General features: G+C 68.6%; 17 protein-coding genes. 13 read left to right on the top strand and 4 right to left on the bottom strand.

Annotation, left to right across the window (positions count from 1 at the left end):
• The first annotated feature begins 6 nt into the window (after positions 1-6).
• From ACIA12_RS33135 to ACIA12_RS33115, 5 genes are all read left to right on the top strand, one after another.
• Positions 7-645: a hypothetical protein gene (locus ACIA12_RS33135; RefSeq protein ID WP_396371159.1), complete on the top strand. Its 639-nt coding sequence runs from the start codon at positions 7-9 to the stop codon at positions 643-645.
• Between the two features lie 4 nt (positions 646-649).
• The gene (locus ACIA12_RS33130; RefSeq protein ID WP_396371158.1) at positions 650-1627 is read left to right on the top strand and encodes a MazG family protein; all 978 of its coding nucleotides are present in this window, start codon (positions 650-652) and stop codon (positions 1625-1627) included.
• 224 nt (positions 1628-1851) lie between these two features.
• Positions 1852-12849, top strand: coding sequence for a hypothetical protein (locus tag ACIA12_RS33125; protein WP_396371157.1), 10998 nt, complete (start codon positions 1852-1854; stop codon positions 12847-12849).
• Positions 12846-13154 carry a MazG nucleotide pyrophosphohydrolase domain-containing protein gene (locus ACIA12_RS33120; protein WP_396371156.1) on the top strand — a complete coding sequence of 103 codons (309 nt, stop codon included), beginning with the start codon at positions 12846-12848 and terminating at the stop codon, positions 13152-13154. The genes ACIA12_RS33125 and ACIA12_RS33120 overlap by 4 nt, the downstream gene beginning before the upstream one ends.
• A gap of 13 nt (positions 13155-13167) precedes the next feature.
• A complete protein-coding gene (locus ACIA12_RS33115; protein WP_396371155.1) occupies positions 13168-14016 on the top strand; it encodes a phosphotransferase enzyme family protein in 849 nt (282 codons plus the stop codon).
• On the opposite strand, the gene ACIA12_RS33110 is transcribed toward ACIA12_RS33115, so the two are convergent.
• Positions 14006-14497 (bottom strand): hypothetical protein, encoded by a 492-nt coding sequence (locus tag ACIA12_RS33110; RefSeq protein ID WP_396371154.1) that lies wholly within the window; start codon positions 14495-14497, stop codon positions 14006-14008. The genes ACIA12_RS33115 and ACIA12_RS33110 overlap by 11 nt on opposite strands.
• 67 nt (positions 14498-14564) lie before the next feature.
• Between ACIA12_RS33110 and ACIA12_RS33105 the strand changes: the two genes are divergently transcribed.
• From ACIA12_RS33105 to ACIA12_RS33080, 6 genes are read left to right on the top strand one after another with little or no spacing between them, the layout of a single operon-like run.
• Entirely contained in the window at positions 14565-15437 is an 873-nt protein-coding gene (locus ACIA12_RS33105; RefSeq protein ID WP_396371153.1) for a LysR family transcriptional regulator, read from the top strand.
• Positions 15434-15994 (top strand): RNA 2'-phosphotransferase, encoded by a 561-nt coding sequence (locus ACIA12_RS33100; RefSeq protein ID WP_396371152.1) that lies wholly within the window; start codon positions 15434-15436, stop codon positions 15992-15994. Before ACIA12_RS33105 ends, ACIA12_RS33100 begins: the two co-directional genes overlap by 4 nt.
• Before the next feature lie 38 nt (positions 15995-16032).
• Positions 16033-17313 carry a phosphopyruvate hydratase gene (gene eno, locus ACIA12_RS33095; protein ID WP_396371151.1) on the top strand — a complete coding sequence of 427 codons (1281 nt, stop codon included), beginning with the start codon at positions 16033-16035 and terminating at the stop codon, positions 17311-17313.
• Positions 17314-17331: 18 nt separating this feature from the next.
• The gene (locus tag ACIA12_RS33090; protein WP_396371150.1) at positions 17332-17943 is read left to right on the top strand and encodes a septum formation initiator family protein; all 612 of its coding nucleotides are present in this window, start codon (positions 17332-17334) and stop codon (positions 17941-17943) included.
• On the top strand, positions 17940-18425 hold the full coding sequence (locus ACIA12_RS33085; RefSeq protein ID WP_396371149.1) for a DUF501 domain-containing protein: 486 nt from the start codon (positions 17940-17942) through the stop codon (positions 18423-18425). Before ACIA12_RS33090 ends, ACIA12_RS33085 begins: the two co-directional genes overlap by 4 nt.
• A 55-nt stretch (positions 18426-18480) precedes the next feature.
• Positions 18481-19413, top strand: a complete 933-nt coding sequence (locus ACIA12_RS33080) for an exopolyphosphatase (RefSeq protein ID WP_396371180.1) — start codon at positions 18481-18483, stop codon at positions 19411-19413.
• Here the strand turns inward: ACIA12_RS33080 and ACIA12_RS33075 are convergent.
• Genes ACIA12_RS33075 through ACIA12_RS33065 form a run of 3 tightly spaced genes read right to left on the bottom strand, consistent with a single transcriptional unit; the run spans position 19393 to position 21243 of the window.
• Positions 19393-20145 (bottom strand): class I SAM-dependent methyltransferase, encoded by a 753-nt coding sequence (locus ACIA12_RS33075; protein WP_396371148.1) that lies wholly within the window; start codon positions 20143-20145, stop codon positions 19393-19395. The two genes, ACIA12_RS33080 and ACIA12_RS33075, sit on opposite strands and share 21 nt — an antisense overlap.
• Complete coding sequence (locus ACIA12_RS33070) at positions 20138-20665, bottom strand: flavoprotein (protein ID WP_396371147.1); 528 nt, start codon at positions 20663-20665, stop codon at positions 20138-20140. The genes ACIA12_RS33075 and ACIA12_RS33070 overlap by 8 nt, the downstream gene beginning before the upstream one ends.
• Positions 20665-21243 (bottom strand): TetR/AcrR family transcriptional regulator, encoded by a 579-nt coding sequence (locus ACIA12_RS33065; protein ID WP_396371146.1) that lies wholly within the window; start codon positions 21241-21243, stop codon positions 20665-20667. Before ACIA12_RS33065 ends, ACIA12_RS33070 begins: the two co-directional genes overlap by 1 nt.
• A gap of 119 nt (positions 21244-21362) precedes the next feature.
• Here ACIA12_RS33065 and ACIA12_RS33060 point away from each other — a divergent pair, with 119 nt between their 5' ends.
• Together ACIA12_RS33060 and ACIA12_RS33055 are read left to right on the top strand one after the other, a co-directional pair.
• Positions 21363-22781: an MFS transporter gene (locus ACIA12_RS33060; RefSeq protein ID WP_396371144.1), complete on the top strand. Its 1419-nt coding sequence runs from the start codon at positions 21363-21365 to the stop codon at positions 22779-22781.
• A 19-nt stretch (positions 22782-22800) separates the two neighbouring features.
• Positions 22801-23631, top strand: coding sequence for a uracil-DNA glycosylase (locus ACIA12_RS33055; RefSeq protein ID WP_396371143.1), 831 nt, complete (start codon positions 22801-22803; stop codon positions 23629-23631).
• Positions 23632-23642 lie beyond the last annotated feature (11 nt).

The following is a 23642-nucleotide window of genomic DNA, read 5'->3' as shown; positions in this document are numbered from 1 at the left end:
GATTCGGTGAGCACTTCGCGACGGCTTCGGGCGACGCAGGTAGTCGGCGCGGGCCTGGCCTCGGTCCTGCTGCTCGGCGGCTGTGCCGCGGGCACCCACCCGGGCGCGGCGGCGACGATCGGCGACAACGAGATCAGCGTCTCCGACCTGGACAAGAGCACCGCCGCGATCCAGAGCGCGGTCGGCGGGCAGCAGCAGATCGCCCCGGCCGCCGTGCTGAAGATCCTGGTGAACAACGAGGTGGCCGCGCAGGTGCTCGACCAGCGCTCGATCAAGGTCAGCGACGCCGAGATCGAACCGGCCATGAAGGTGGTCGTCGACCAGTCGCTGTACCCGAAGTTCGCGGCGAACCCGGTCACCGCCGACTTCCTGCGGGCCGCTGCCCGCGCGGTGGTCGGCCAGATCAAGCTGGCCGGCGGTACCGGATCGGTCACCGACCCGAACGCGCAGCAGCAGAGCACCGAGGGCGCCAAGCTGGTCGAGGAGGCGTCGAAGAACATCACCGTCGACATCGCGCCCCGCTACGGCACCTGGGACGGCACCCAGCTCAAGGAGGGTTCGGGCTCGCTGTCGAAGCTGTCCGAGCAGAGCAAGCCGACGCCGACCGCGCCCGCAGAGCAGCCGCCGGCCGAGCCGCAGGGCTGAGCCTTTGACGGGTTCGATCAAGGTCGTCCTGACCAGTCCACGGGTCGCGCCCGGGTTGCTGACCCGGGCGGGCTGGCAGGTCTTCACCGACGCCTCGGCGATCGGCGCCTCGGCCGGGCCTGAGCGCCCGGACGTCCAGGCGCTGATCGGGTCCGGTCTGGTCGTCCAGCACATTGACGGTGACGTCTCCGAGCAGTGGGCCTGGCTGACCAGTGCCGCCCTGTCGGGTGAACGCGTGGCCTGGCTGGTCGGCGAGGACGGCGAGCCTGCGCTACTGCGGATCATCGCGGACGCGTTGAGCCGCGAGCCGCGCCCGGAGTACGAGGTCGAGATCGTGCACGGCTCGTACGACGTACCGGGCGCCCGCCTGATCGACCTCGTCCGCGTGATGGACCGGCTCCGCCGGAACTGCCCCTGGGACCAGGAGCAGACGCACGAAAGTCTGGCCCGTTATCTGCTCGAAGAGGCATACGAGACCCTTGAGGCGATCGAGACGGGCGACTACGAACACCTCCGCGAGGAACTCGGTGACCTGCTGCTGCAGGTGGCGTTCCACTCGCGGATCGCGGAGGAGACCCCGGACGAGGGCTTCTCGATCGACGACGTGGCCGGCGGCATAGTGGAGAAACTGATCCGCCGTCATCCCCACGTCTTCGCCGACGTCACCGCGGCCGACGCGGCCGCCGTCGAAGCCAACTGGGAATCCATCAAGGCCGCTGAAAAACAACGCTCCTCGGTCCTTGAAGGCATCCCCCTGGCCCTCCCCGCCCTGGCGCTGGCCGACCAGGTCCTGGGCCGGGCCGCCAAGATCGACCTGCCGCCGTCCGCGTCCCCGCTGTCGTCCGACAACGAACGAATCGGCGAGTCCCTGCTGGATCTGGTCCGCCAGGCCCGCGCCCTGGGCGTGGACCCCGAACAAGCCCTTCGCGAAGCCATCCGCCACCTTTCCACCCACATCCGCACCGCCGAGTCGAACGGCTGACGGCAGTCGGAGTTTGTCCGCGGCAACGACCGGCAGGCGACCTCTCAGCCCGAGAATTACACAGCGTGAACTTGTTGCCACAGCTTCCTTCTAGGTCTAGCGTCTGGTAGCGACGCGACTGGGGGACAGAAGAATGGCGTGGCAGGGGTGCCGCGCTGTCCGAGCCGCGGGGGTGGTGGGGGCTCGTGATGGACTTTCGTGCAGCCAGGCGTGCAATCGCAGCAGTGACGACATTGGCACTCGGCGGGGCCGTGCTCGTCGCACCATCGGCGCAGGCCGAGGTGCTGGCGACGCCGGAGGTCGATGGCATCCGGACCGCCCTCACCGGCGGGCCGGGCGTCCGCGGCCTGCAGGACTTCGTCGCTGATCTGTCCGGAGTCGGTGCCTTCGGCAAGCAGGTCACCGGCCTGACGATGGAGCCGGGCAGCGCCCAGGCGCTCGGCCTGCAGAACCTGATGCAGGGCGCGATCGGTGCGGTCGACGGCTACGCGTCCGCGACGACGGTCAGTGCGCTCGCGGATGCGTTCAACGAGACGAACGCCGACTACGCCGGTGATGCAGGTGCCAAGCGCCACGTGAAGTGGACGGCGACACCACTGCCGGACGGCTCCATCACGCGACTGCGGCTCACCGCCGTGGTGACCCGCACGGTGACCACGGGGATCAGGGTTTCGACCAAGACGAAACCCTTCGACTTCACTTCGGCGAAGGGGTTGTCGGCGCACCTGACGTTCACCGCGACCTTCACCGTCAACTACGACGACGCCGCGAAGACCTCCTGGCTGGACGCGGACCCGGCGATCGGCCTGCGGATCAACGACGTACACCTGATCACCCCGCCACCGCCGAACGACGGGCACACCCTGCCGGACGTCGACGCGGCGATCGGCATCCTCGGCGTCACGTTGAAGGACGACAGCAGCTACGCCGAAGATGTGACGCTCAAAGCAACGATCCGCGACCCGAACAACGACGGCCGGCTCTCAGTCGGGCAGCAGAACAGTGAACTGGGCGCGCAAGGCGCCTCGGCCGGGCTCGCCGCTGTGACCCTCGTGCCAGGTGGAACACTGTCAGGGACTCTGCACATCGTCCCTCGGCCGTCATCGACGATCGCCGGTCTGCCCGGCGTCGAGGTCGACGTCACCGTGGGGCCCAGCGATCCGGCCGCGGGAGAGCCGACCGCTGCCTACCCCGATCACGAGCTCGATCCGGTGGCGGCCTTCGAGACGCTGACGCCGTTCGACCTTGCCCAGGGTGTCAACCAGTTGGTCACGACACTGTCCGAGTTCCAGCACGCGAAGCCTGCGAGCTCGACGGTCGATGTGGACCTGCCTTTCCTGCACGGCACCGTCGCAGACCTCGTGCCCGCCACCGAGGCGCTGCAGCAGTTCCTCGTCGACCACGTGTCGAAACCCTCGACGCCGGGTGCCACCGGCGTCCCGGACTTCGCCTCGGTGCAGCAATTCCTGGACCAGCTGGTGGCCGAGAAGGGGCCGGGGAGCAGCTCGATCTACACCGTCACCGTCACCGGTGCGGGATTCGTCGCCACCGATCCCCTGCACCCACAGCTGAAGTTCACCATCGGCGTTCACCGCGAGCCGTCTGACCAGGCAGCCGATCCGGTCGCCGACCTGCTGTCCGGCGGACCCGCCGGCGTGACGTACTCCGACACGGCGCTCGTCGACAGCAGCAAGGACTGGAACGCGCTCAAGGCCGACCCGGCCACCAAGGCGATCATCGACGGCCTGGCCGGACGGCAGATCACGGCCGGCGGCCACACCGCCGCGATCAAGAGCGTCGGCGGCACGGACACGCATGCGATCCTGCTGGATTCCGCACCACTTGGCGGCACCACGGCCCCGGCGTCGCTCTGGACGGGCGGTACGCCGAGCAGTGGCACGGGGTACTCGATCGCGGCCGGCAACTCCAAGGCGGGCAACGTCGAGCTCGCGAACCTGCTCAAGGACAAGGCCCACCTACGGGACGCGAACGCGGTCCGGCCGCAGGCCACGATCACGTCCGGGTACACGCTGACGCTGCCGGTCGTGCTCGATCTTCAGCCGGCGGCCACCCTTGACGGCTGCAAAGGGCTGACCGATCCGCAGCAGGCCTGCCCCTTCGTCCAGAAGACCGGTGCCGACGGCAAGGGTCCGCAGCGCGTCGTGGAAGAACTGCCGCTCCGCGCCGACCGGATCATGCTGTCGACCGGCAGCCAGATCCTGACCGCCTCCACGAAGCTGACGACGCCGGTCGACCTGATCTCGCCGGTCGGCTACGTCCCGGTACACCTCGGCGGCACGATCGCGCTGTGCCCAGCAGCCGGGTACGACGGCTCTTGCACGAAGACGGGTGAGCCGGGTCCGGTCCAGCAGATCATGCTGCCGGGGACCGGCTCGCCGGTTCCGCTGGGCACGTTGTTCGACGGCGCCCGGGACCATCCTGACGACGTCCTGTCCGGCCTGCCCGCCGGTGCGGTCGCGCACTCTCACGGCGCGCTCAAGCTGCTCGAGGTGGCCGGCACCTCCACGTACTTCCACGACGACAAGTCGCCAGGGACCGCGACCATCGACGCCGACGCGGCGAGTACGCCGACCGCGCCGACGGTGACCGACCTGTCCGGGGACCTCGCCAAGCTGGTGCCGCTCGACGTCAAGCCGGACCCGAAGGACGCGTACTCGAACGCCCTGGCCGGGATGCTGCTGGCGGATCTCTCGGCGCTGTCCGGCCAGCTTTCGTCGGCCGCGACCGCAGGCGGTCTCGACACCCAGATCCCGTTGCTGGGCACGAGTTTCGGCCAGCTGATGGCCGATGGCGAGCGCGGTACCGCGTCGTACGGGATCGTCAGTGGTTTCCTCGAACTGACCGACTCGAGCCGGACCTTCGCCCCGGATCGTTATGTCGGCCGTCGAGTTCTGATAGGCAGCGCGCAGTTCCCGGTTGCCGGTGTTTCGGCCGACCTGCACACGCTGAAGCTGGCCACGCCTCCGGCAGCCCCACCGGCGAACGGGACGGAGTACGGAATCGGCGACGAGCTGCTCTGGGCGGTGGACGCGCTGACCTCGCTGCAGCCCGCGGACCTCGGTGCCCTGCTGGCAGACTTCAAGGCGCGTCTCGGCAACGGCAGTGACGTGTCGTTCACTGTGGACGCTTCGGCGAGCCCGCCGGTACTGCATCTGACGGTGGACTGGAAGCGCGCGTTCGCCACCCGCGCGACCGCCGGTGTGCACCTCACGCTTCCCGGCAGCGGCCCCGTTGATCTGTTCGGCAACACCAACGGCGGCACCGTCGACATCGACGTCAGCGGTGAGACCGTCGCGAAGCTGAACATCCCGCTGGACGCCGGCGGCCTCGCGGACCCCGTAGGCAAATTGACCATCGACCCGAGTTCGACCCGCTCGGCGCGGGCCAAGGTGAGTACTCCGGCCAGCCAGCGGACCGGCGCCGTCGGCGCGCTGCCGGTGGACCTCGGCAACTCCGGCGCCGACTCAGGTCTGCAACTCAAGGGCGACCTGGCCGTGGCCGTCGGGGACTCCAGCGATCCGGCAGGCACCGCAGTGGCGCTCGACAAGTGGTTGTCACATCTCAGCGCGAGCTCGCTGAACGGCGGGACCACGGCGCAGACCTGCACAGGTGTGTCGAGCTCCGCGCCGATGTCGTTGTGCGCGAGCATTCCGCTGCACAAGCACGGCGAGGCCGCGGTACTGGACACGATGGTGCTCCGGCTTCCGCAGACCGCTTCGAGCCTGGCGGACGCGCTGGCGCTGTCGCCCGACTTCGGCGGCGGACCGCGGCTGTCCGCGCTGCCCGGGCTGGACGCCGCTCTGAGCGCCAACACGATCAGCCTGCACCCACTTGCGGACGGCCTGCTCAAGTACCTCGATGACTCGAAGAGTGCGCTCGACCTGGCCAGCGCCGGTGGCAAGGTGCCGCTGATCGGCAAGGATCTCCAAGCAGGGAAGGACTTCCTCGGCCAGCTCGAGAAGAACCTGTCCGATGGCGTCAACGGCATCGGCGCCTACGCGACCTTCGGTGACCTGCAGACCGCACTGCAGGGAATCTTCGCGGCCGAGCCCCTGAAGTCCCTGACCAAGGGGCCAGGCGTCGTCACCGGCGAGTGCTCCGGTGTGCCGATCCCGGTGCCCTCCGGTGTGAACTTCACACCGACCACCGAGTCCGGCAAGACCGCGAACATCGATTACAAGTACGCCGTACTGGCGCGGGGGCCCGCACCGGCCAAGGCGCCGACCGCGCTGTCGGGGGCATCGCCGACGAAGAAGAACGCCGCCCTCGACGCCAAGAGCACCAACGCGGTGACCTGGAGCGGATCGGGCAGCCACGCGACCGGCTACGAGGTGTTCAGACAGGTCAACAACGACGGCAAGTGGCTCTTCATCGGCGCGACCACCGACACCCACCTGACCGACAGCGGCCAGGCCGCCGGTGGACCGCCACCGGCCGCCGGCAACCCGACGTACACAGGCCCCTGTACGCCGGCCGACGGTGCAGGCTACATCCAGAGCATCACGCTGAACGCCGCGTTCGGCTCGACCGGCAAGGTCGACGACAACGGCTGCACGGACGTCGGCGACACCGACAAGTGCCTGTCCGCGGACCTGCCGCTGGATCTCGGTCTGCCCGGAATCTCCTTGCACGCCAAGAAGGACGCGACCGGCGTCGTCAGCAAGGGGATCACCGCGAAACTGGGCTGGCGCCTCAACCTGGCGATCACCCTGGACAAGACCAAGGGCGTGGTGCTGGAGACCGCGCAGCAAGACGAGCTCCAGGTAGGCGCGGCCATCCAGATCCCGAAGCAGATCGACGCGGGGCTCGCCTTCATCCAGGTGCAGCTGAAGAACAACAAGCCGGACAAGAACCAGCTCGCGGCGTTGTTCAAGGTCGACCTCAAGGGCGGCGTCGGTGGCCACCTGCCGCTGGCCACCCTGCTGAACTCCAACCCCGCAAGCCTGTTCGTTCCGACCCTCAAGGCGGATCTCGACATCGACGTGGCGATCGACACCGGCCTGACCGGTGATGACGACCATGTCCTGCCCGGCCTGTCCGCGACCTTCAAGTTCGCGGCGAAGTGGGCCAGTTCGGCGCCGGCGGACATCGGCATCACGGCACTCGAGTTCGATGACATCAAGGTGGATCCAGGGGCGTTCCTGGCCAGCACGATCAAGCCGATCGTCGATGACATCGTCAACACCCTGAAGCCGATCCAGCCGATCCTGGACACCATCACCGCGCCGATCCCGGTGCTGAGCGATCTGTCCCACCTGGCAGGTGGCGGCGACGTCACGATCGTCACCCTGGCGGAGGCCTTCGGTGACGGCGCGCCCAGCGTCAAGACCGTCGCCGATGTGGTGACCACGGTGAAGAAGCTGTCCGACGCACTGACCAAGCTGGGCACAGCCGGCGGTATTCCGCTCGGCTCGTTCCAGTTGCTGCCCGACAAGGTCAAGAACACCGCGACCTCGCCGTCGTCGGCAGACAGCCTGATCGGCAAGGTCTTCGACAAGGACGGCGCTGAGATCACCGACGGCAAGCCTGGCTCGATCGTCGGCGCCCTCAACGACAACATCAACGACCCGACCAAGCTGGCCGACCAGGACAGCGGACCGGGAATCACCTTCCCGGCGCTGAAGAATCCCCGCCAGTTGCTCGGGCTGATCGCGGGCGGCGACGCCACCCTCGCCCAGTTCGACAGCAGCACGCTGACCGTCGGATTCTCGATGAGCGAGTCGTTCGGGCCGGTCTACGCCCCGCCGCCGGTGCTGGTGGTGATCTCCGGCAGCGCGTCGGTGAGCCTGCACGTGGTGGCCGGCTTCGACACCTATGGCATTCGGCAGGCGGTCGAGACCGGGAAGCCGGTGCAGATCCTCAACAGCCTGTTCTTCGTCACCGTCGACGAGAAGGGTGCGCCGATCCCGGTGCTCTCCTTCCACGGTGAACTCGCGGCCGGCGCGGAGGTGAGCGCCGTCATCATCAAGGTCGGTGTGGTGGGCGGTGTCGCACTGACCGTCAACTTCACCTGGAACGATCCGAACAACGACGGCAAGTTCCGGTTCAGCGAGTTCCTGGCCGCGGCGGTGAAGAATCCGATCTGCCTGTTCAACGTCGGCGGTGAACTGTCGCTGTTCCTCAAGGTGTACATCACCATCGGCTTCTCGCCGTTCTCGGTGTCGTTCGACTTCACCCTGGTGAACATCAAGCTGCTCGACTTCTCGATCAGTCCGAACTGCGCGCCGCCGCCACCCAGGCTCGGCGGCACGAAGGATCACGTGCTGTACCTGTTCGCCGGGAAGCTCGGTACCGGGACGGCGCGCGGGGACGCGCTGTGGAACGCCGCCGACGCCGACGAGACCTGGATCGTTCGCCAATCCGGTCCGACGATGACCGTTCAGGCGCTGGGGATCACTCAGACCTTCACCGATGTCAATGCCGTCGTACTGGACGGGCGCAAGTACAACGGCCAGCTCAAGGTCCTCCTCCAGGGCGCGAGCGCGGACGCCCAGTTCACCGCCAAGGCGGTCGTGTTCGGCAGTACGAAGACCGATGTGATCAGAACCGGTAGCGGTCGCGCCTTCGTGGACGGCGGTGACGGCGACGACACCATCACCACCGGCGACCGGCCCGACGTCGCCAAGACGACTGCGACCACCGGGGTGGTCGTCGCGGGCAACGGCGGTGCGGACCGGATCACCGTTGGCAACGACAACGACATCGTGGCTGGAGACGGTCAGCTGAGCCAGACCACGACAGCACTCGACCTCGACTCACCCAAGACCGGCGACGGTCAGGCCGATCCCGTCCACTTCGCGGACGTCATCGATGTCGGTGCGGTGGAGACCGCCGGACTTGTCTCCACATCGGCTCCGGCCGAAGGGGCTGCCGGCAACGACACCGTCGCGCTCGGCCTCGGCAAGGACGACGCGTACGGCGGTGACGGCGACGACAACATCGCGGTGGCCGCGGACAGTCCGCTGCTCGGCACGCCTGACCAGGGCGCCAACCCCGCACAGTTGAGGTCCGCCGGCGTGAAGGTGGTCGGCGGCGCGGGCGCGGACTCCGTCTCCGGCGGCAGCGGCGGCGACACGATCTTCACCGGCAACATCCCGAGCGCTCTGGACCAGGACAACCCGGGCACCGGGGACAAGTACGACGCGAGCGACCCGCTCAACCTCAAGGAGGCGACCGAGACGCCCCATGTCCGGCACACCGACGTCAACCACGTCGACACCGGCAAGGGTTCGGACACCGTCTGGGGCTCGAACTCCACTGACTTCGTCATCGGTCATTCCGGGACGGACAAGGTCGACCTTCTCTACGGTCTGGGCGGTAACGACGTCCTGGTCGGTGCGGACGGCGTGGACGAGATCTACGGCGGTCGCGGGGACGACTACCTGATCGCACAGCCGTCCTCGGTGGACACCGGCGCGAACCTGACCGATCAGGTCGGCTCGGGGGCGTACCGGGTGACCTCGCTGCCAGATCCCAACCCGACGTCGAAGAAGACGCTGGTCGGCGGCGGCGGAAGTGATCGAATCTACGGTGGTGACGGCGACTCGACGATCTACGGCGACCACTCGACGATCACCGCGACGTCGACACCGGACAGTTGCGTGAGCCCGGGGCCGGATCCATCCGATCCGCCGGCCGAGCATCCGCGGAACTCCGGCAACGAACCCGACCCGGCGAACCGTGACGGCGCCGATCTGATCCTCGGTGGCAACGGTGTCGACACGGTCCAGGCCGGTGGCGCCGACGACTGGGCCTTCACGGCCGGTGCCGGAGATCTGGTCTGTGCCGAGGGCGGCGGCGACCACGTCTACGGCGGCGCCGGCGACGACACCGTCTTCGGCGGCAGCGGCGACGACGTCCTCCAGGGCGACTCCGAGGCCGATCACCTGTACGGCAACGACGACAACGACACGGCGTACGGCAATGCCGGCGGTGACCACATCCAGGGCAACACCGGTGCGGACACCCTGTTCGGCGGCGAGGACGCGGACGTGATTCTCGGTGGCACCACGACCGCCGGCCGCGACGACCGGGCAAGCACCCCGGCCGGCGAGTCTCAGGCCCGCGGCGACATCATCCGGGGTGACATCGGCGCCGACACGATCATCGGGGACAACGGCAACCCGGCGGCCCCGGCCGGTCCGGTGTTCGACCTGGGCAGCAGCAATACCGACCTCGGTGGCCCGGACACGATCTACGGCGGCAGCGAGGCCGACACCCTGTACGGCGGCCTGAACGACGACCAGGTCTTCGGCGGGACCGGCAACGATGATGCCGAAGGAAATCCTGGCACGGACCACCTGTACGGCGAGGCAGGCGCCGACGACCTGATCGGCGGCAGCCACCAGACTCCAGGTGATCCGGCGGCCAAGGACGCGGCCGGTTATCCGGACACCGGTGACACGATCTCCGGTGGCGCCGACGACGACGTCATCGCCGGTGACGACGCGACCATCACCGACACCCTCGCTCCGGACGACGGCGACCCGGTCACGCGTGGCCGCGGTCTGACGTTCGGACGGCATGCGGTGCTGTTCGATCTGGGCTACAGCCCGGCCGCCGCGAACTCGGGCGCCGACATCATCGGCGGTGACGCCGACAACGACGTGATCTACGGCCAGGGTGACGCGGACACCGTCCATGGCGGTGCCGGCAATGACTACACCGAAGGCGACCAGGGCTCCGACATTCTGTTCGGTGATGCCGGGCAGGACGACCTGGCCGGCGGTTCGTCGTACGCCGAAAGCGGCACCGGCCAGCTGACCGCGGGGCAACTCGACCCGGGCGACACGATCTCCGGTGGCGCCGACGCGGACGTGGTGCTGGGCGACAACGGCCTGCTGACCCGCGACGCAGCCATCGCCAAGAGCCCGATCACGCAGGGCAGGTCGAATGCCGACGCTGCCGGGCAGATGACCGAGCGCAGCATTCAGCCCTACGACCTCGGCGACACCCCCGCCGCGAACACGTCGGGCGGCGACGACGTCACCGGCGACGACGGCTGCGACGCGATCCTCGGCCAGGGCGGCAACGACCGGCTGAAGGGCAATGCCGACGCCGACTACGCCGAGGGCGATCCCGGCCGCGACTGGGTCGAGGGCAATGCCGGCGACGACGACCTGATCGGCGGAAGCTCGCAGATCTTCGGCGCCGACACCGGCACGACCACGCACGGCCAGCCGGATGTCGCAGACGCGGTCTTCGGCGGCCTTGACGACGACCTGATCACCGGCGATAACGCGGTGATCACCAGGGTCGGCACCCCCTCGCCGTATCTGCTCAGGGTCGGCGGCAACGGCCGGTTCGAGACCCAGCGGTCGCTCCGGCTGCTCGACCTGTCGTGGAGCAACGGGTTCCTGGGCGCACCGACGCGTGCGGTGGCCGGCGGTGATCAGTTGTCCGGTGGCGGCGCGGTGGACGTCATCTTCGGCGAGGATGGCGACGACGCGATCTCCGGTGGCGCCGGCGACGACTATGCCGAGGGCAACGGCGGCCACGACACGGAGTACGGCGACCGCACGCTGGCCGAGGCCGGTATCGCGATCACCGCACCCGTACCGGCTTGGCCCGGCACGGCATCCGGTCCGGCGGCGCTCGGTGACGTCAGTGCGCCGCATGGACAGGACGACCTGATCGGCGGCAGTTCGCTGCAGGTGTTCCGCGACACAGCCGACGATGTCCACGGCGATGGTGCGGCCGACTTCGTGCTCGGCGACAACGGCACCGCGGTACGCGATGTCGTCGACCAGACCGGCAAGCCGGTGGCGCTCGGTGATGACCTCACGAAGGTGACCCTGCCGCTGACCAACCGGGTCTACGCGGGCCGCTACGATCCGGCGCACCTGCCGGGCGACGCGGCGTACGTCCGGCACGGCGTGAACGGTGCGCCGACCCGGTTCTGCACCACCGTACAGGCGACCTGTGAAGCCGTTGGCGCCTCGGGCAACGACCATCTGTGGGGCGGAATCGGCGAGGACACCATGTACGGCCAGGACGGCGACGACCTGCTGTACGGCGACACTGGATCCACCGCGGCCGCTGATGACGGCGGAACGCTGACGGCCGGTGCCCGCAACAACGACGACATGTACGGCGAACTGGGCAACGACCGGTTGTGGGGCGAGTCCGGTGAGGACGCCATGGTCGGTGACCGCGGCGGCATCGTCGACAAGTTCCAGAACGGGTCCGACCACTTCACCATCGATCAGAGCCAGGTTCCGCAGATTCACTACGAGGGGTTCCTGGCCGGCTCGGTCACCCGGTGGATCGACCTGCAGCACGACGTCAACGGTGACGTCTTCGCGGCCACCGGTACGGCAGCGGCGATGCCGCATCGCGGCGACCTCGAGGGTGGAGACGACCGGGTCCGCGGTGGGGAGGATCATGACTCGATCCACGGTGGCTTCGGTGACGACCTGCTCAACGGCGACAGCTCCGGTGACATCGTCTTCGGTGACGACGGGGCCGACCTGCTCTGGGGTGGCAAGGGCTGCGACACGGCAGTGGACGCCACCACTTCGGACTGCCTGACCAGCGGCACCTTCGACCCGAACGCCCGGGGGACGAACGACCGGATGGTCGACTACCTGCTCGGCGGCAAGGGGGCCACCTCAGGCCCGTCGGTCGCGCCGGCCACCGGCGCTCTCGGTTCGGACATCATCGACTGGCACCCGCGCGGGACATACGGCACGCCGGGGTCGACGACCTGCACCGCGAACCCGTGGCCGCAGACGTTCGGCAGCGGCAGGAACGCGGTCAGCATCGACCCGTGCTCCTGGTTCGAGATGACCAACCTGGACGACGCGACGGTGGCGAACAACCAGCACCACCAGGGCATCGACTGGATGTACGGCGGCTGGGACCGCGATGTGCTGCAGGGGGACGTGGCCGACAACGGGCCGAACCTCGGCGACCGGATGCTCGACTGGACCGGCGCGTACAACCTCTACACCCACTGCAACGCGGCGTACGGAGGCTTCAACGACGTCCGGCAATGGAGCCCTTCGATGCAGGACTTCCTGCAGCGCTGGGCCGGCTCGCTCGGCGCCGGTCAGAAGGCCGGCGAGGTGCTCACGGCAGGCACCTCGGCGTACGACGAACTGGCGCTGGTCTACCAGGCGGACCTGTCCAGCCACGGCGCCGGATCAGCCTTCCCGTCCACCCCAGGCCATTTCGACGACCCGAACGCCTGCGCTCCGTGACCGGCTGGGACCAGGAGCAAACGCACGAAAGCCTCGCTCGCTACCTCCTCGAAGAAACCTACGAAACCCTCGGGGCGATCGACTCCGGCGACTACATCCACCCCCGCGAAGAACTAGGCGACCTCCTGCTCCAGGTAGCCTTCCACTCCCGCATCGCCGAAGAAATCTCCCCCGAAGACGACGGCTTCACCATCGAACGACGTAGCCGGCACCCTCGTCGAAAACTGATCCGCCGCCACCCCCACATCTTCGCCGACGTCACGCGAAGCCCGTTAATTCCTTCGACGCACCCTGCGACCGGCTGACAGGGTGACGGTGGTGGAGCTAACTGACGTCCTGGCGCAGCGCTGGAATCTGACCGCCGACCGACTGGAGACTCTCAGCGGTGGGATGAACTCCCAGACCTGGCTGGTCACCTCCGACGGCGTCCGGTACGTCGCGAAGTCGGTGCCTGGAGCGGACTCCCCGTTCGAGCCCGGGCTCGAACTCGCCGCCCGCCTCGCCCGTGGCGGCCTCATCACCGGGGCGCCGATCCCCAGCCGCGACGGCCGCCTGGTGGAGCGCTGGGGCAACCAGCAACTCGCAGTACTGGAGTACGTCGACGGTATCCCGCTGCTAGCCACCCCAGAAGACCAGCAAGCCGTCGGTACGACGCTCGCCCGGGTGCACCAGATCTCTCAGACTCCTTCCGGTGACCTGGAGAAGTGGTTCGAGCTGATCACGGACTTCGACGCCTACCTGGACCTCGAACCCTGGATCCGCCCTGCGGTGGAAGGCGCCCTCGACGGCGTACGAGCCCTGGGCAACCTCACCTGGGCCGGCCTCCACGGCGACCCGGCGACGGAGGCGTTCCTCCGCCAGCCAGACGGCGAGATCGCCCTGATCGACTGGGGCAGCTACATGACCGCCCCACTCCTGTACGACGTCGCCTCAGCCGTCATGTACGTCGGTACGGCCGAACACATCCTCCCCGCCTACCTGGCCAAACGCCCCGACCTGACCCCCGAACTGACCACCGGCCTCCCAGCCTTCTGGCACTTCCGCCAAGCCGTCCAAGCCTCGTACTTCGCCTGGCGCATCACCACCAACGTACAAACCGGCCAAACCCCCGACAACAACAACCAAACCGGCCTAGCCAACGCCCACCACTGGTTCATTAGCAATTGATACGGGCGAGGTCTGCGGTGATTGCGGCTTCGGCGGATGGCCAGGTGGGGGTGTGGGTTAGGTGGGGTGGTACTCGGTGTTGGGGGCCGAAGAGGTAGCGGTGGGGGACCACGTCCAGTAGGGCTGCGTGGACGTCTGGTTTGTCGTCTATGAAGTGGGTGATGGAGAGGTCGGCGCAGTGGATTGCCTTGTCGGGGCGGTGGAGGCAGAAGCGGATGTTGGCGGCGGGGATGCCGGTGTGGGTGAAGAAGTTGTGGTGGTGGAGCCAGGCCAGGGAGCGTTGCTGGATTCTTGGGCCGCATTTGGAGATCAGCCAGGCCTGGCCGTCGAAGAGGTCTACCAGGCGGGGGATGGTGTCGAAGGCGCCGGGGACGGCGGGGGTTTGCAGGGCGGCGGTGGGGGAGCCGCCGAAGAAGGCGGTGTCCTGGCCGGGTGGGCTGTTGATGATGACGCGGCCGATGTCGATTCCCAATCTGTTCATGGGGTGATCGTGCAACGGGGGACTATGTCGACAGAACTATTAATCGCCTCGATAGCTATAGTTTGAGATGATGATTCTCGATCGGTTGGTGGCCGAGGACCTGGAGGCGTTCGCCGTCTTCGCCAAGCATCGGAACTTCACGCATGCGGCCACCGAGCTGCGTGTCAGCCAGCCCGCGCTGCACGCGAGGATCCGCAAACTCGAGCAGACGTTGGGCAAACAGCTCTACGAGCGCCAAGGCCGCAACCTGCTGCTGACCGTGACGGGCGAGCAGCTCGCCGCCTTCGCCAACGACACCCGTGCGCGCGCCGCAGCCTTCCTCGACGCGCTCGACGTCCTGCCGCCGCGGCCGCTCGTCCTCGCGGCCGGCTCCGGGGCATACCTGTACGTCATCGGCGACGTCCTCCGCCGCTACCTCGCCCGCCAGCCCGGTCTGCGCCTGATGACCACGAACTCCGACGCCACCATCGCCGCGGTCCGCGACGGCAGCGCCGACTTCGGGGTGACCGCACTCGCCATCCCACCGGACGACCTGGACTGCGAGCCGCTCGCGCAGTACCCGCAAGTGCTCGCGGTTCGCCCCGACCACCGCCTGGCGGACCGGCGTACCGTCCGATTGAAGGATCTCCAGGGCGAGGCTCTGGTCGTACCGCCGAAGACCCGCCCGCACCGGCAGCAACTCGAGCGCGGCCTGCTCGACGCCGGCGTCGACTGGACCGTCGCGGTGGAGGCGGAAGGCTGGGCCCTGCTGGTCCACTTCGTCCGTCTGGGCATCGGCCCCGCGGTCGTCAACGGATTCGTCCGTACGCCGGCCGCCGTGCGAACCATCCCGGTCAAGGACCTCCCGCCGGTGCGCTACTACCTCGTCACCCGCCGCAATCGCCCTGCTGACGCGAGACTCGACACCCTCCGCACTCTGCTGACACGCTTCGTCACGTGAGCCAGGCAAGCAGGCAGTTGTCCCGACTGCTCCGACACACAGCAGGCGACCGTGGGCTGGCGATGACCCCCGACGGCTGGGCCTCGATCGAGGACGTCTGCAAACTCCTCAAAATGGACCGTACTGCGCTCGCGGCCGCCGTCGCCCATAACGACAAAAAGCGCCTGCAGGTGGACGGCGACCGGATCCGCGCCTGCCAGGGCCACTCCGCCGACGGAATGCCCGTCACCCGTGAAGCCTTGGAGAACAGTTGGCGACGGGTCCAGCCCGTCGAGGAGCTGTGGCACGGCACGTCGACGGGCGTTCTCGACCTGATCCTGCGCGACGGGCTGCAGCCGGGCCGGCGTACCCATGTCCACCTCGCGCCGAGCCCGAACAGCCACGTGGGCAGGCGATCCAGGGTCGACGTCCTGCTCGGCATCGACCCGGCCCAGCTCGACGGCCCTGTTTTCGAAGCCCCGAACGGCGTTCTGCTGGTCCGTGAAGTGCCGCCGCGGGCGATCTCCCAAGTGCTGAAGGCGGACGCGGTCCACGGGGCCGACTGGTCTGGCCGCTAGGCTCGGGGCTGACATCAGGTGTGAACAAGGGAGTAGATGTGGCCACCATCGAGGCCGTCGGCGCCCGCGAGATTCTTGACTCGCGCGGTAACCCCACTGTCGAGGTCGAGGTTCTCCTCGACGACGACACCGTCTCCCGGGCGGCAGTGCCGTCGGGAGCTTCCACCGGCCAGTTCGAGGCCGTCGAGCTGCGTGACGGGGACAAGTCCCGCTACGGCGGCAAGGGTGTCCAGAAGGCCATCACGGCCATCCTGGAGGACATCGACAAGGAGATCGTCGGCTACGACGTCCACGAGCAGCGGCTGATCGACCAGGCCCTGATCGACCTGGACGGTACGCCGAACAAGTCCAAGCTGGGCGCCAACGCCATCCTCGGCGTCAGCCTCGCGGTGGCCAAGGCCGCTGCCGAGAGCGCCGGCCTGGACCTCTACCGCTACGTCGGCGGCCCGAACGCCCACGTGCTCCCGGTGCCGATGATGAACATCCTCAACGGCGGCTCGCACGCGGACAGCAACGTCGACGTGCAGGAGTTCATGATCGCCCCGATCGGCGCGTCGACGTACTCCGACGCCCTGATGCAGGGTGCGACCGTCTACCACGCGCTGAAGGCGGTACTGAAGGAGAAGGGCCTGTCCACCGGCCTCGGCGACGAGGGCGGCTTCGCCCCGAACCTGCCGAGCAACCGGGACGCGCTGGACCTGATCCTGGTCGCGATCGAGCGGGCCGGCTTCAAGCCCGGCGAGGACATCGCGCTGGCCATGGACGTGGCCGCGAGCGAGTTCTACACCGACGGCGTGTACGCGTTCGAGGGCGGCAAGAAGTCGGCCGACGAGATGATCGCGTACTACGCGGACCTGGTGGCGGCGTACCCGATCGTGTCGATCGAGGACCCGCTGAACGAGGAGGACTGGGAGGGCTGGAAGAACCTCAGCTCCCAGCTCGGCGACAAGATCCAGGTGGTCGGCGACGACCTGTTCGTCACCCAGGTCGAGCGGCTGCAGCGCGGTATCGACGAGAAGGCCGCCAACGCCCTGCTGGTCAAGGTGAACCAGATCGGCTCGCTGACCGAGACGCTGGACGCCGTCGACCTGGCCCACCGCAACGGGTTCGCCTGCATGATGAGCCACCGTTCCGGCGAGACCGAGGACACCACGATCGCCGACCTCGCGGTGGCGACCAACTGCGGCCAGATCAAGTCCGGCGCGCCGGCCCGGTCCGACCGTACGGCCAAGTACAACCAGCTGCTCCGGATCGAGGAAGAGCTCGACGACGCGGCCCGGTACGCCGGTCGCTCGGCCTTCCCGCGATTCAAGGGCTGACCGACGTAGGGTTGGCAGATGTCCTCCCGCCGGGATCCAGGTGCGCGCCCAGGCTCGCGACCGACGAGTCGTAGCCAGTCGCGCCCGCCTGCCCGCCGGGACGGCAACCAGCCCAAACGCCGTACGACGGGAACCCCTGGCGCGGGTACGCCTCGCACCAGGGGTTCGCGCAACCTCACCGGCCGGGCGGCCGTCGTGCTGCTCGTGCTCGGTGCGCTGATCGTCTCGTACGCGCAGAGCCTGCGGGTCTGGTTCGACCAGCACCAGCAGATCAGCGCGTTGCAGCAGGAGATTCGCGATCGCGAGACGCGGGTCGACCAGCTCGGCGAAGAGGTCGAGCGCTGGAACGACGACGCCTACGTCAAGGCGCAGGCCCGGCAGCGGCTCGGCTGGGTGATGCCGGGCGAGGTCGGGTACAGGGTGATCGGAGCGGACGGCAAGCCCGTCGGCGCACCGCCCGAGCCTGCTGGGCCGGCTGATCCGCACGCCGATCCGCAGAAGCCGACCTGGTACACGAAGCTGTGGGGGAGCGTCGAGGGCGCCGGCAATCCGCCTGCGCCGAGCAAGCCGGCCACCCCGAAGCCGACCCCCAAACCGGTACTGACCGCACCACCGAAAGGCAGCAGGTGAGCGTTACACCCGAGGACGTTACGGCCGTCAGCGAGCAACTCGGCCGCCCCGCCCGCGGGATCCGTTCGATCGCGCATCGCTGTGTCTGCGGGCTGCCCGATGTGGTCGAGACCGAGCCGCGGCTCCCCGACGGCACGCCGTTCCCGACCACGTACTACGTCACCTGCCCGCGGCTCGCCTCGGCGATCGGCACGCTCGAGGCGGACGGCGTGATGAAGGAGATGACGGACCGGCTCGGCGAGGACGAGGAGCTGGCCGCTCGTTATCGCGCCGCGCATGAGGACTACCTGCGTCGGCGCGAGGCGCTGGGCGACGACGTACCGGAGATCAAGGGGATCAGCGCCGGCGGGATGCCTACCCGGGTGAAGTGCCTGCATGTGCTGGTCGGGCATTCGCTGGCCGCTGGGCCTGGTGTGAACCCGCTGGGCGATGAGGCGCTGGCGATGCTGCCGGAGTGGGGCCGCCGGGGGCCGTGTGTCTGAGGACGCCGCGAGCGCTGAGGGGTATGTGCTGGGCGGCGCCTCGAGCGACGAGCCGGTGTCCGGCGTCTCGGTGCGGGTTGCCGCGATCGACTGTGGGACCAACTCGATCCGGCTGCTGATCGCTGACTATGTCGATGGCTCGTTGGTCGAGGTTGATCGGCAGATGCGAGTCGTGCGGCTGGGCCAGGGCGTGGACTCGACGGGGGCGTTCGCTCCGGATGCGTTGGTACGGACGTTCGCCGCCTGTGCGGAGTACGCCGAGATCGTGCGCGCGGCCGACGTCGATCGGGTGCGGTTCGTGGCGACGTCGGCGGCGCGGGATGTGAGCAACCGGGACGAGTTCTTCGCCGGTGTGTCCGAGCGGCTCGGCGTCGAGCCGGACATCATCTCCGGCGAAGAGGAGGCCGCGCTGAGCTTCCAGGGCGCGACGGGCGGGCTCGCGGCTCTCGAAGTACCGGGTCCTTACCTGGTGGCCGACATCGGAGGTGGGTCGACCGAGCTCGTCCTGGGTGATCGCAACGGCGTCCTGGCTTCGGAGTCGCTCGACATGGGCTCGGTGCGGATGACCGAGCGGCATCTGCACTCCGATCCGGCGACCGTGGAGGAGATGGCGGCCGCCACGAAGGACATCGACGCCCTGCTCGACTCGACCGTGGTGCCGCTGTCGCAGGCCCGCTGCCTGATCGGCGTCGCCGGTACGGTGACCACGGTCGCCGCTGTCGCACTCAAGCTCACCGAGTACGACCCGGGCGTGATCCACCACGCCCGGATCCCGTCCGACCTCCTGCTCGACACCACCTCCTGGCTGATGGGCTCGACGAAAATGGCGCGCTCCGAAGTACCGGCCATCCACCCCGGGCGCGTCGACGTGATCGGCGCCGGCGCCTTGATCCTCCAACGCCTCCACGACCGCCTCGACTACGACGGCGTCCTGGTCTCAGAACACGACATCCTCGACGGGGTCGCTCTAGCGCTTGCGAGCGAGTAGAGCGAAGGAATTCGGCAGCCGGCCCTCCCAGGCAGCTGCTCGGTGGCCGTCACCGGGACGCCAGAACGGTTCGGCGTACTCCTCCAGTACTTCGATCTCCAGGCCGGCCCGGACGCACGCCGTGACGATGTCTCCGAGCGACCACTGCCATTCCTGAGCGCCATTCGCCGGGAAGCTGTCGTTGATGTGTGACTTCGCGAAGTAGCTGCGGTCGGCACGGATCCGCGGCTTGTCCTCGTCCCAGGACCACAGTGGAACGACTGGATGAGCTTCATAGATGTAGAGCCGGCCAGCAGGCTTGAGGAGCCGCACGACCTCCGCGGCCCACGCTTGGAGATCACGCATCCAGATCAGCGCGCCTTTGCCGGTGTAGAGCAGATCCGCGCACCCGTCCCTCAGCGGCACGATCGGCACCTCGGCCACGACATAGTGGACCCTCACCGCCAGATCGCGCGCTCTGCGCTGAGCCGCGGTCGCTGCCGTCGAGCTGTAGTCGACACCGACCACCTTCCGGGCGCCCTTCGCGACCAGATCGACATCATCCAGCCCGTGCCCACTCTGCAGATGAACCACCATCGGAGCCTGCGCCAGGAACGGCCCGAGCAACTCCAGCTCCCACGGCCGCAACGACTTCAACCGCGCCGCCTCGGCCAGATGCTCGTCGTAGTCGTCCAGATGATGCCGCGACGCAAGCTCCCACGCCACCCGATTGGCTGCAACCTCTTCATTCACAGGTCTTCCTCACGAGGGCGATGATCTCCTCCCACGGCAACTTCCTGCCACCGGTTTCTGCCCGGGGCTCCAGCAGTTCCCACTCGACCAGGTCTGCGCCGGCTTTCCGTAGTACCTGCAAATGACCGGCCCAGGCGGGGTGGCGGGCGTGGGCTGCGTTCACGCGGGGGAAGACGATCATCGGCGTACTGCCGAGCGCCTCGGACAGGACGGTGAGCGCCTGGTTGTCGCCGATCCCCAGCGCGAGCTTCGCCACCGAGTTGGCGCTCAGCGGGGCGGCGATGAAGAGGTCCATCGGGGGATGCGGGCGGGGCTCGCCTGGTAGGCGGGGTTGGGAGCGGACCGGAAGGCCCGTCAGTTGCTCCAGGTCGTGGAGCTCGCGGGGGAAGAACCAGCCGGCGGCGGTTGGGGTGAGAGTCAGGGCGACCTGGTGACCCTGGTCGATCAAAGGCTCCAGCAAGCCGGTGCGTAGTTGCTCGACGCCGCCGGTTGCCGCGGCGACGACTCCGATGGTCGGCACTAGCGGGGGTGGAGGCCGTCTAGGGACAGGTTCAGGACTCGGGTGCGTTGGGCGTCGTCGACGAAGCCGGCGGCGGTGAGGCCGCTGACCATGCGGAGGACGTCGTCGAAGTTGGTGTCGAGGCGGATGTCGCCGGCGTTCTGAGCTTGGTCGAAGAGCGGCTGACCAGCCTCGTACATCGCCTCGCGGGCGGTGCGGAACAGGTCCGAGTCGCGGTTCAGCTCCTCGTAGATGGCCCGTTTGGTCGCGGCGTACCCGACGAAGCGCTGCAGCCAGGTCTCGAACGCCTCCCACGGCGGCAGGTCGGCGACCTCGTCCGCGGCCTGGCAGAGCTCCTCGATCTCGCCGAAGTAGACGGCGTCGAACAGGTCCTGCCGGGTCGGGAAGTTCCGGTACAGCGTCCCGATGCCGACGCCGGCCCGCCGGGCGATGTCTTCCAGCGACGCCCCGGAGCCGTGCTCGGCGAAGGCGTCCCGGGCGGCGGCCAGCAGGGCGTCGAAGTTGCGGCGGGCGTCCGCGCGGTGGGGGCGCTTGATCGCGACGCCCAGGCTGCTCCGCGCGTTGGTGGTCTCGGTCACCCCGCTCACCCTATCTACTAGAACCGGAGGTAGTCCTCCGCTATAGTGGAGGCATACCTCGACTTTAGCAGATCGAGGTCTCCCGTACCGCCGCTCATACCCTCTTGAAGGACTTCTGCATGCCCAGAATCAGGCATACCTCCCCACGATCGACGCTGGCCGTGCTGGCATCCGTCGTGGCTGCTTTCTCCATGCTGCAGTCGCTGGTCACCCCGGCGCTGCCGCTCATCCAGCACGACCTGCACACCACTCCAGGCCTCGTGACCTGGGTGTTCACCGCGCTTCTCCTCTCGGTCTCGGTGTCGACCCCGCTGCTCGGCCGGGTCGGCGACATGGTCGGCAAGGAGCGCACCCTGCTCATCGCCCTGGTCGCTCTCGCGATCGGCTGTCTGCTCGCGGCGATCGCGCCCAACATCGGCGTACTGATCGCGGGCCGGGTCGTCCAAGGTCTCGGCGGCGCGGTCTTCCCGCTGTCGTTCGGCATCATCCGCGACGAGTTCCCGAGCGAGCGGGTCCCGTCCGTGGTCGGCCTGGTGTCGGCCGTGATCGCGGCCGGCGGTGGGCTGGGGATCGTACTGGCTGGGCCGATCGTCCAGGCGCTCGGCTGGCGCTGGCTGTTCTGGATCCCGCTCGCCGTCGTCACGACCGCCGCGGTGCTGGTACGCCGGTACGTCCCCGAGTCGCCGAATCGAGTCCCCGGCCGGATCGACTGGCTCGCCGCCCTCCTCCTCTCCGGCTGGTTGATCGCCCTGCTGCTCCCGTTGAGCACCGGCCGCTCCTGGGGCTGGGGCTCGGCGCGTACCGTCGGCCTGTTCGCCGCGGCCGCCGTACTGCTGATCGGCTGGATCACCGTCGAACTCCGCTCGAAGAACCCGCTGATCGACATGCGGGTGATGCGGTTGCCGGCCGTCTGGACGACCAACCTGGTGGCGCTGCTGTTCGGCGCCGCGATGTTCGCCGTCTACGCGTTCGTGCCGCAGTTCGTACAGATCCCCAAGGCCGCGGGCTTCGGGTTCGGCTCGAGCGTGACGCAGGCCGGACTCCTGATGCTGCCGATGCTGGTCACGATGGCCGTCGCCGGGTCGCTGAGCGGTCCGCTGGCGCCGCGCTTCGGGCCGAAGGCGCAGGTGGTCTCGGGCTCCGCGCTGAGCTTGGTTGCGTCGCTGCTGTTCGCGCGGCTCCACGATTCGCCCTGGCAGCTCGCGCTCTCGACGGCGCTGTTCGGGATCGGACTCGGTCTGGCGTACGCGTCGATGACCAGCCTGATCGTGCAGAACGTGCCGCGTGAGCAGACCGGCGCGGCCACCGGGATGAACGCCAACATCCGCACCATCGGCGGATCCATCGGTACTGCGGTCGCAAGCTCCGTCATCACCGGCCACCTGCAGCCCTCCGGTCTGCCCGCGGAGTCCGGCTTCACGGACACCTTCTACCTGCTCGCGGCCTTCTCGGCGGCCGCCGTCCTGCTGGCGCTGGCCATCCCGACCGCCCGCCGGATCGCTGCGCCGGCTCCAGTCCTCGAAGAGCTGGTCAGCTGATCGGTTCTACGCTGAGGGCATGAAGCTGCCGCACCCACTGACCGGTGAGCTGTTCGACAGTCCGGTACCACCGGGTGCCGGCTGGCCCGAGGACCCAGCGGCACGCAGTACTGCGGTCGCTCACGACGCGGCCGAGGTCCTCAAGCTCGCGCAGACGGACGACCTGGCGGAACTCGACGCCAGGGTGTCCGTCTGCCGGGCTTGTCCCCGCCTCGTGGAGTGGCGCGAGGACGTTGCCCTCAGCAAGCGAAAGTCCTTCGCCGGCCAGCCGTACTGGGGCCGGCCGATCGCCGGCTGGGGAGACCCCTCGCCCCGGATACTGATCGCCGGCCTCGCCCCCGCGGCGAACGGCGGCAACCGCACCGGCCGGGTCTTCACCGGCGACCGCTCGGGCGACTGGCTGTTCGCCTCCCTCTATCGCGTCGGGCTGGCGAACCAACCGACGAGCGAGCATGCCGGCGACGGTCTCCGGCTCACCGGCGCCCGGATGATGGCCGCGGTCCGCTGCGCCCCACCCGCCAACAAACCGACGCCGGAGGAACGCGACACCTGCGCCCCGTGGTTCCACACCGAGCTGGAGCTGGTGCTGCCGACTACCCGCGCGATCGTCTGCCTCGGCAAATTCGGCTTCGACGTCCTCCTCAACGCGCTGCAGGCCGTCGGCGGCAAGGTCCCCAGCCCCCGCCCGAAATTCGGCCACGCGGTCGAGCACGCAGTACCGGGCCCGTACGGCGAAGTAACCGTCCTCGGCTGCTTCCACCCCAGCCAGCAAAACACCTTCACCGGCAAACTCACCGAACCGATGACAGACGCCGTCCTCACCCGAGCGAAGACCATCGCCGGCCTGTGACGCGCTGATCG

This window comes from Kribbella sp. NPDC051620 (assembly GCF_044453825.1).
Lineage (GTDB): Bacteria > Actinomycetota > Actinomycetes > Propionibacteriales > Kribbellaceae > Kribbella.
The sequence above is the reverse complement of the archived record's forward strand: the minus strand, read 5'-3'. Positions and strand labels throughout refer to the sequence as shown.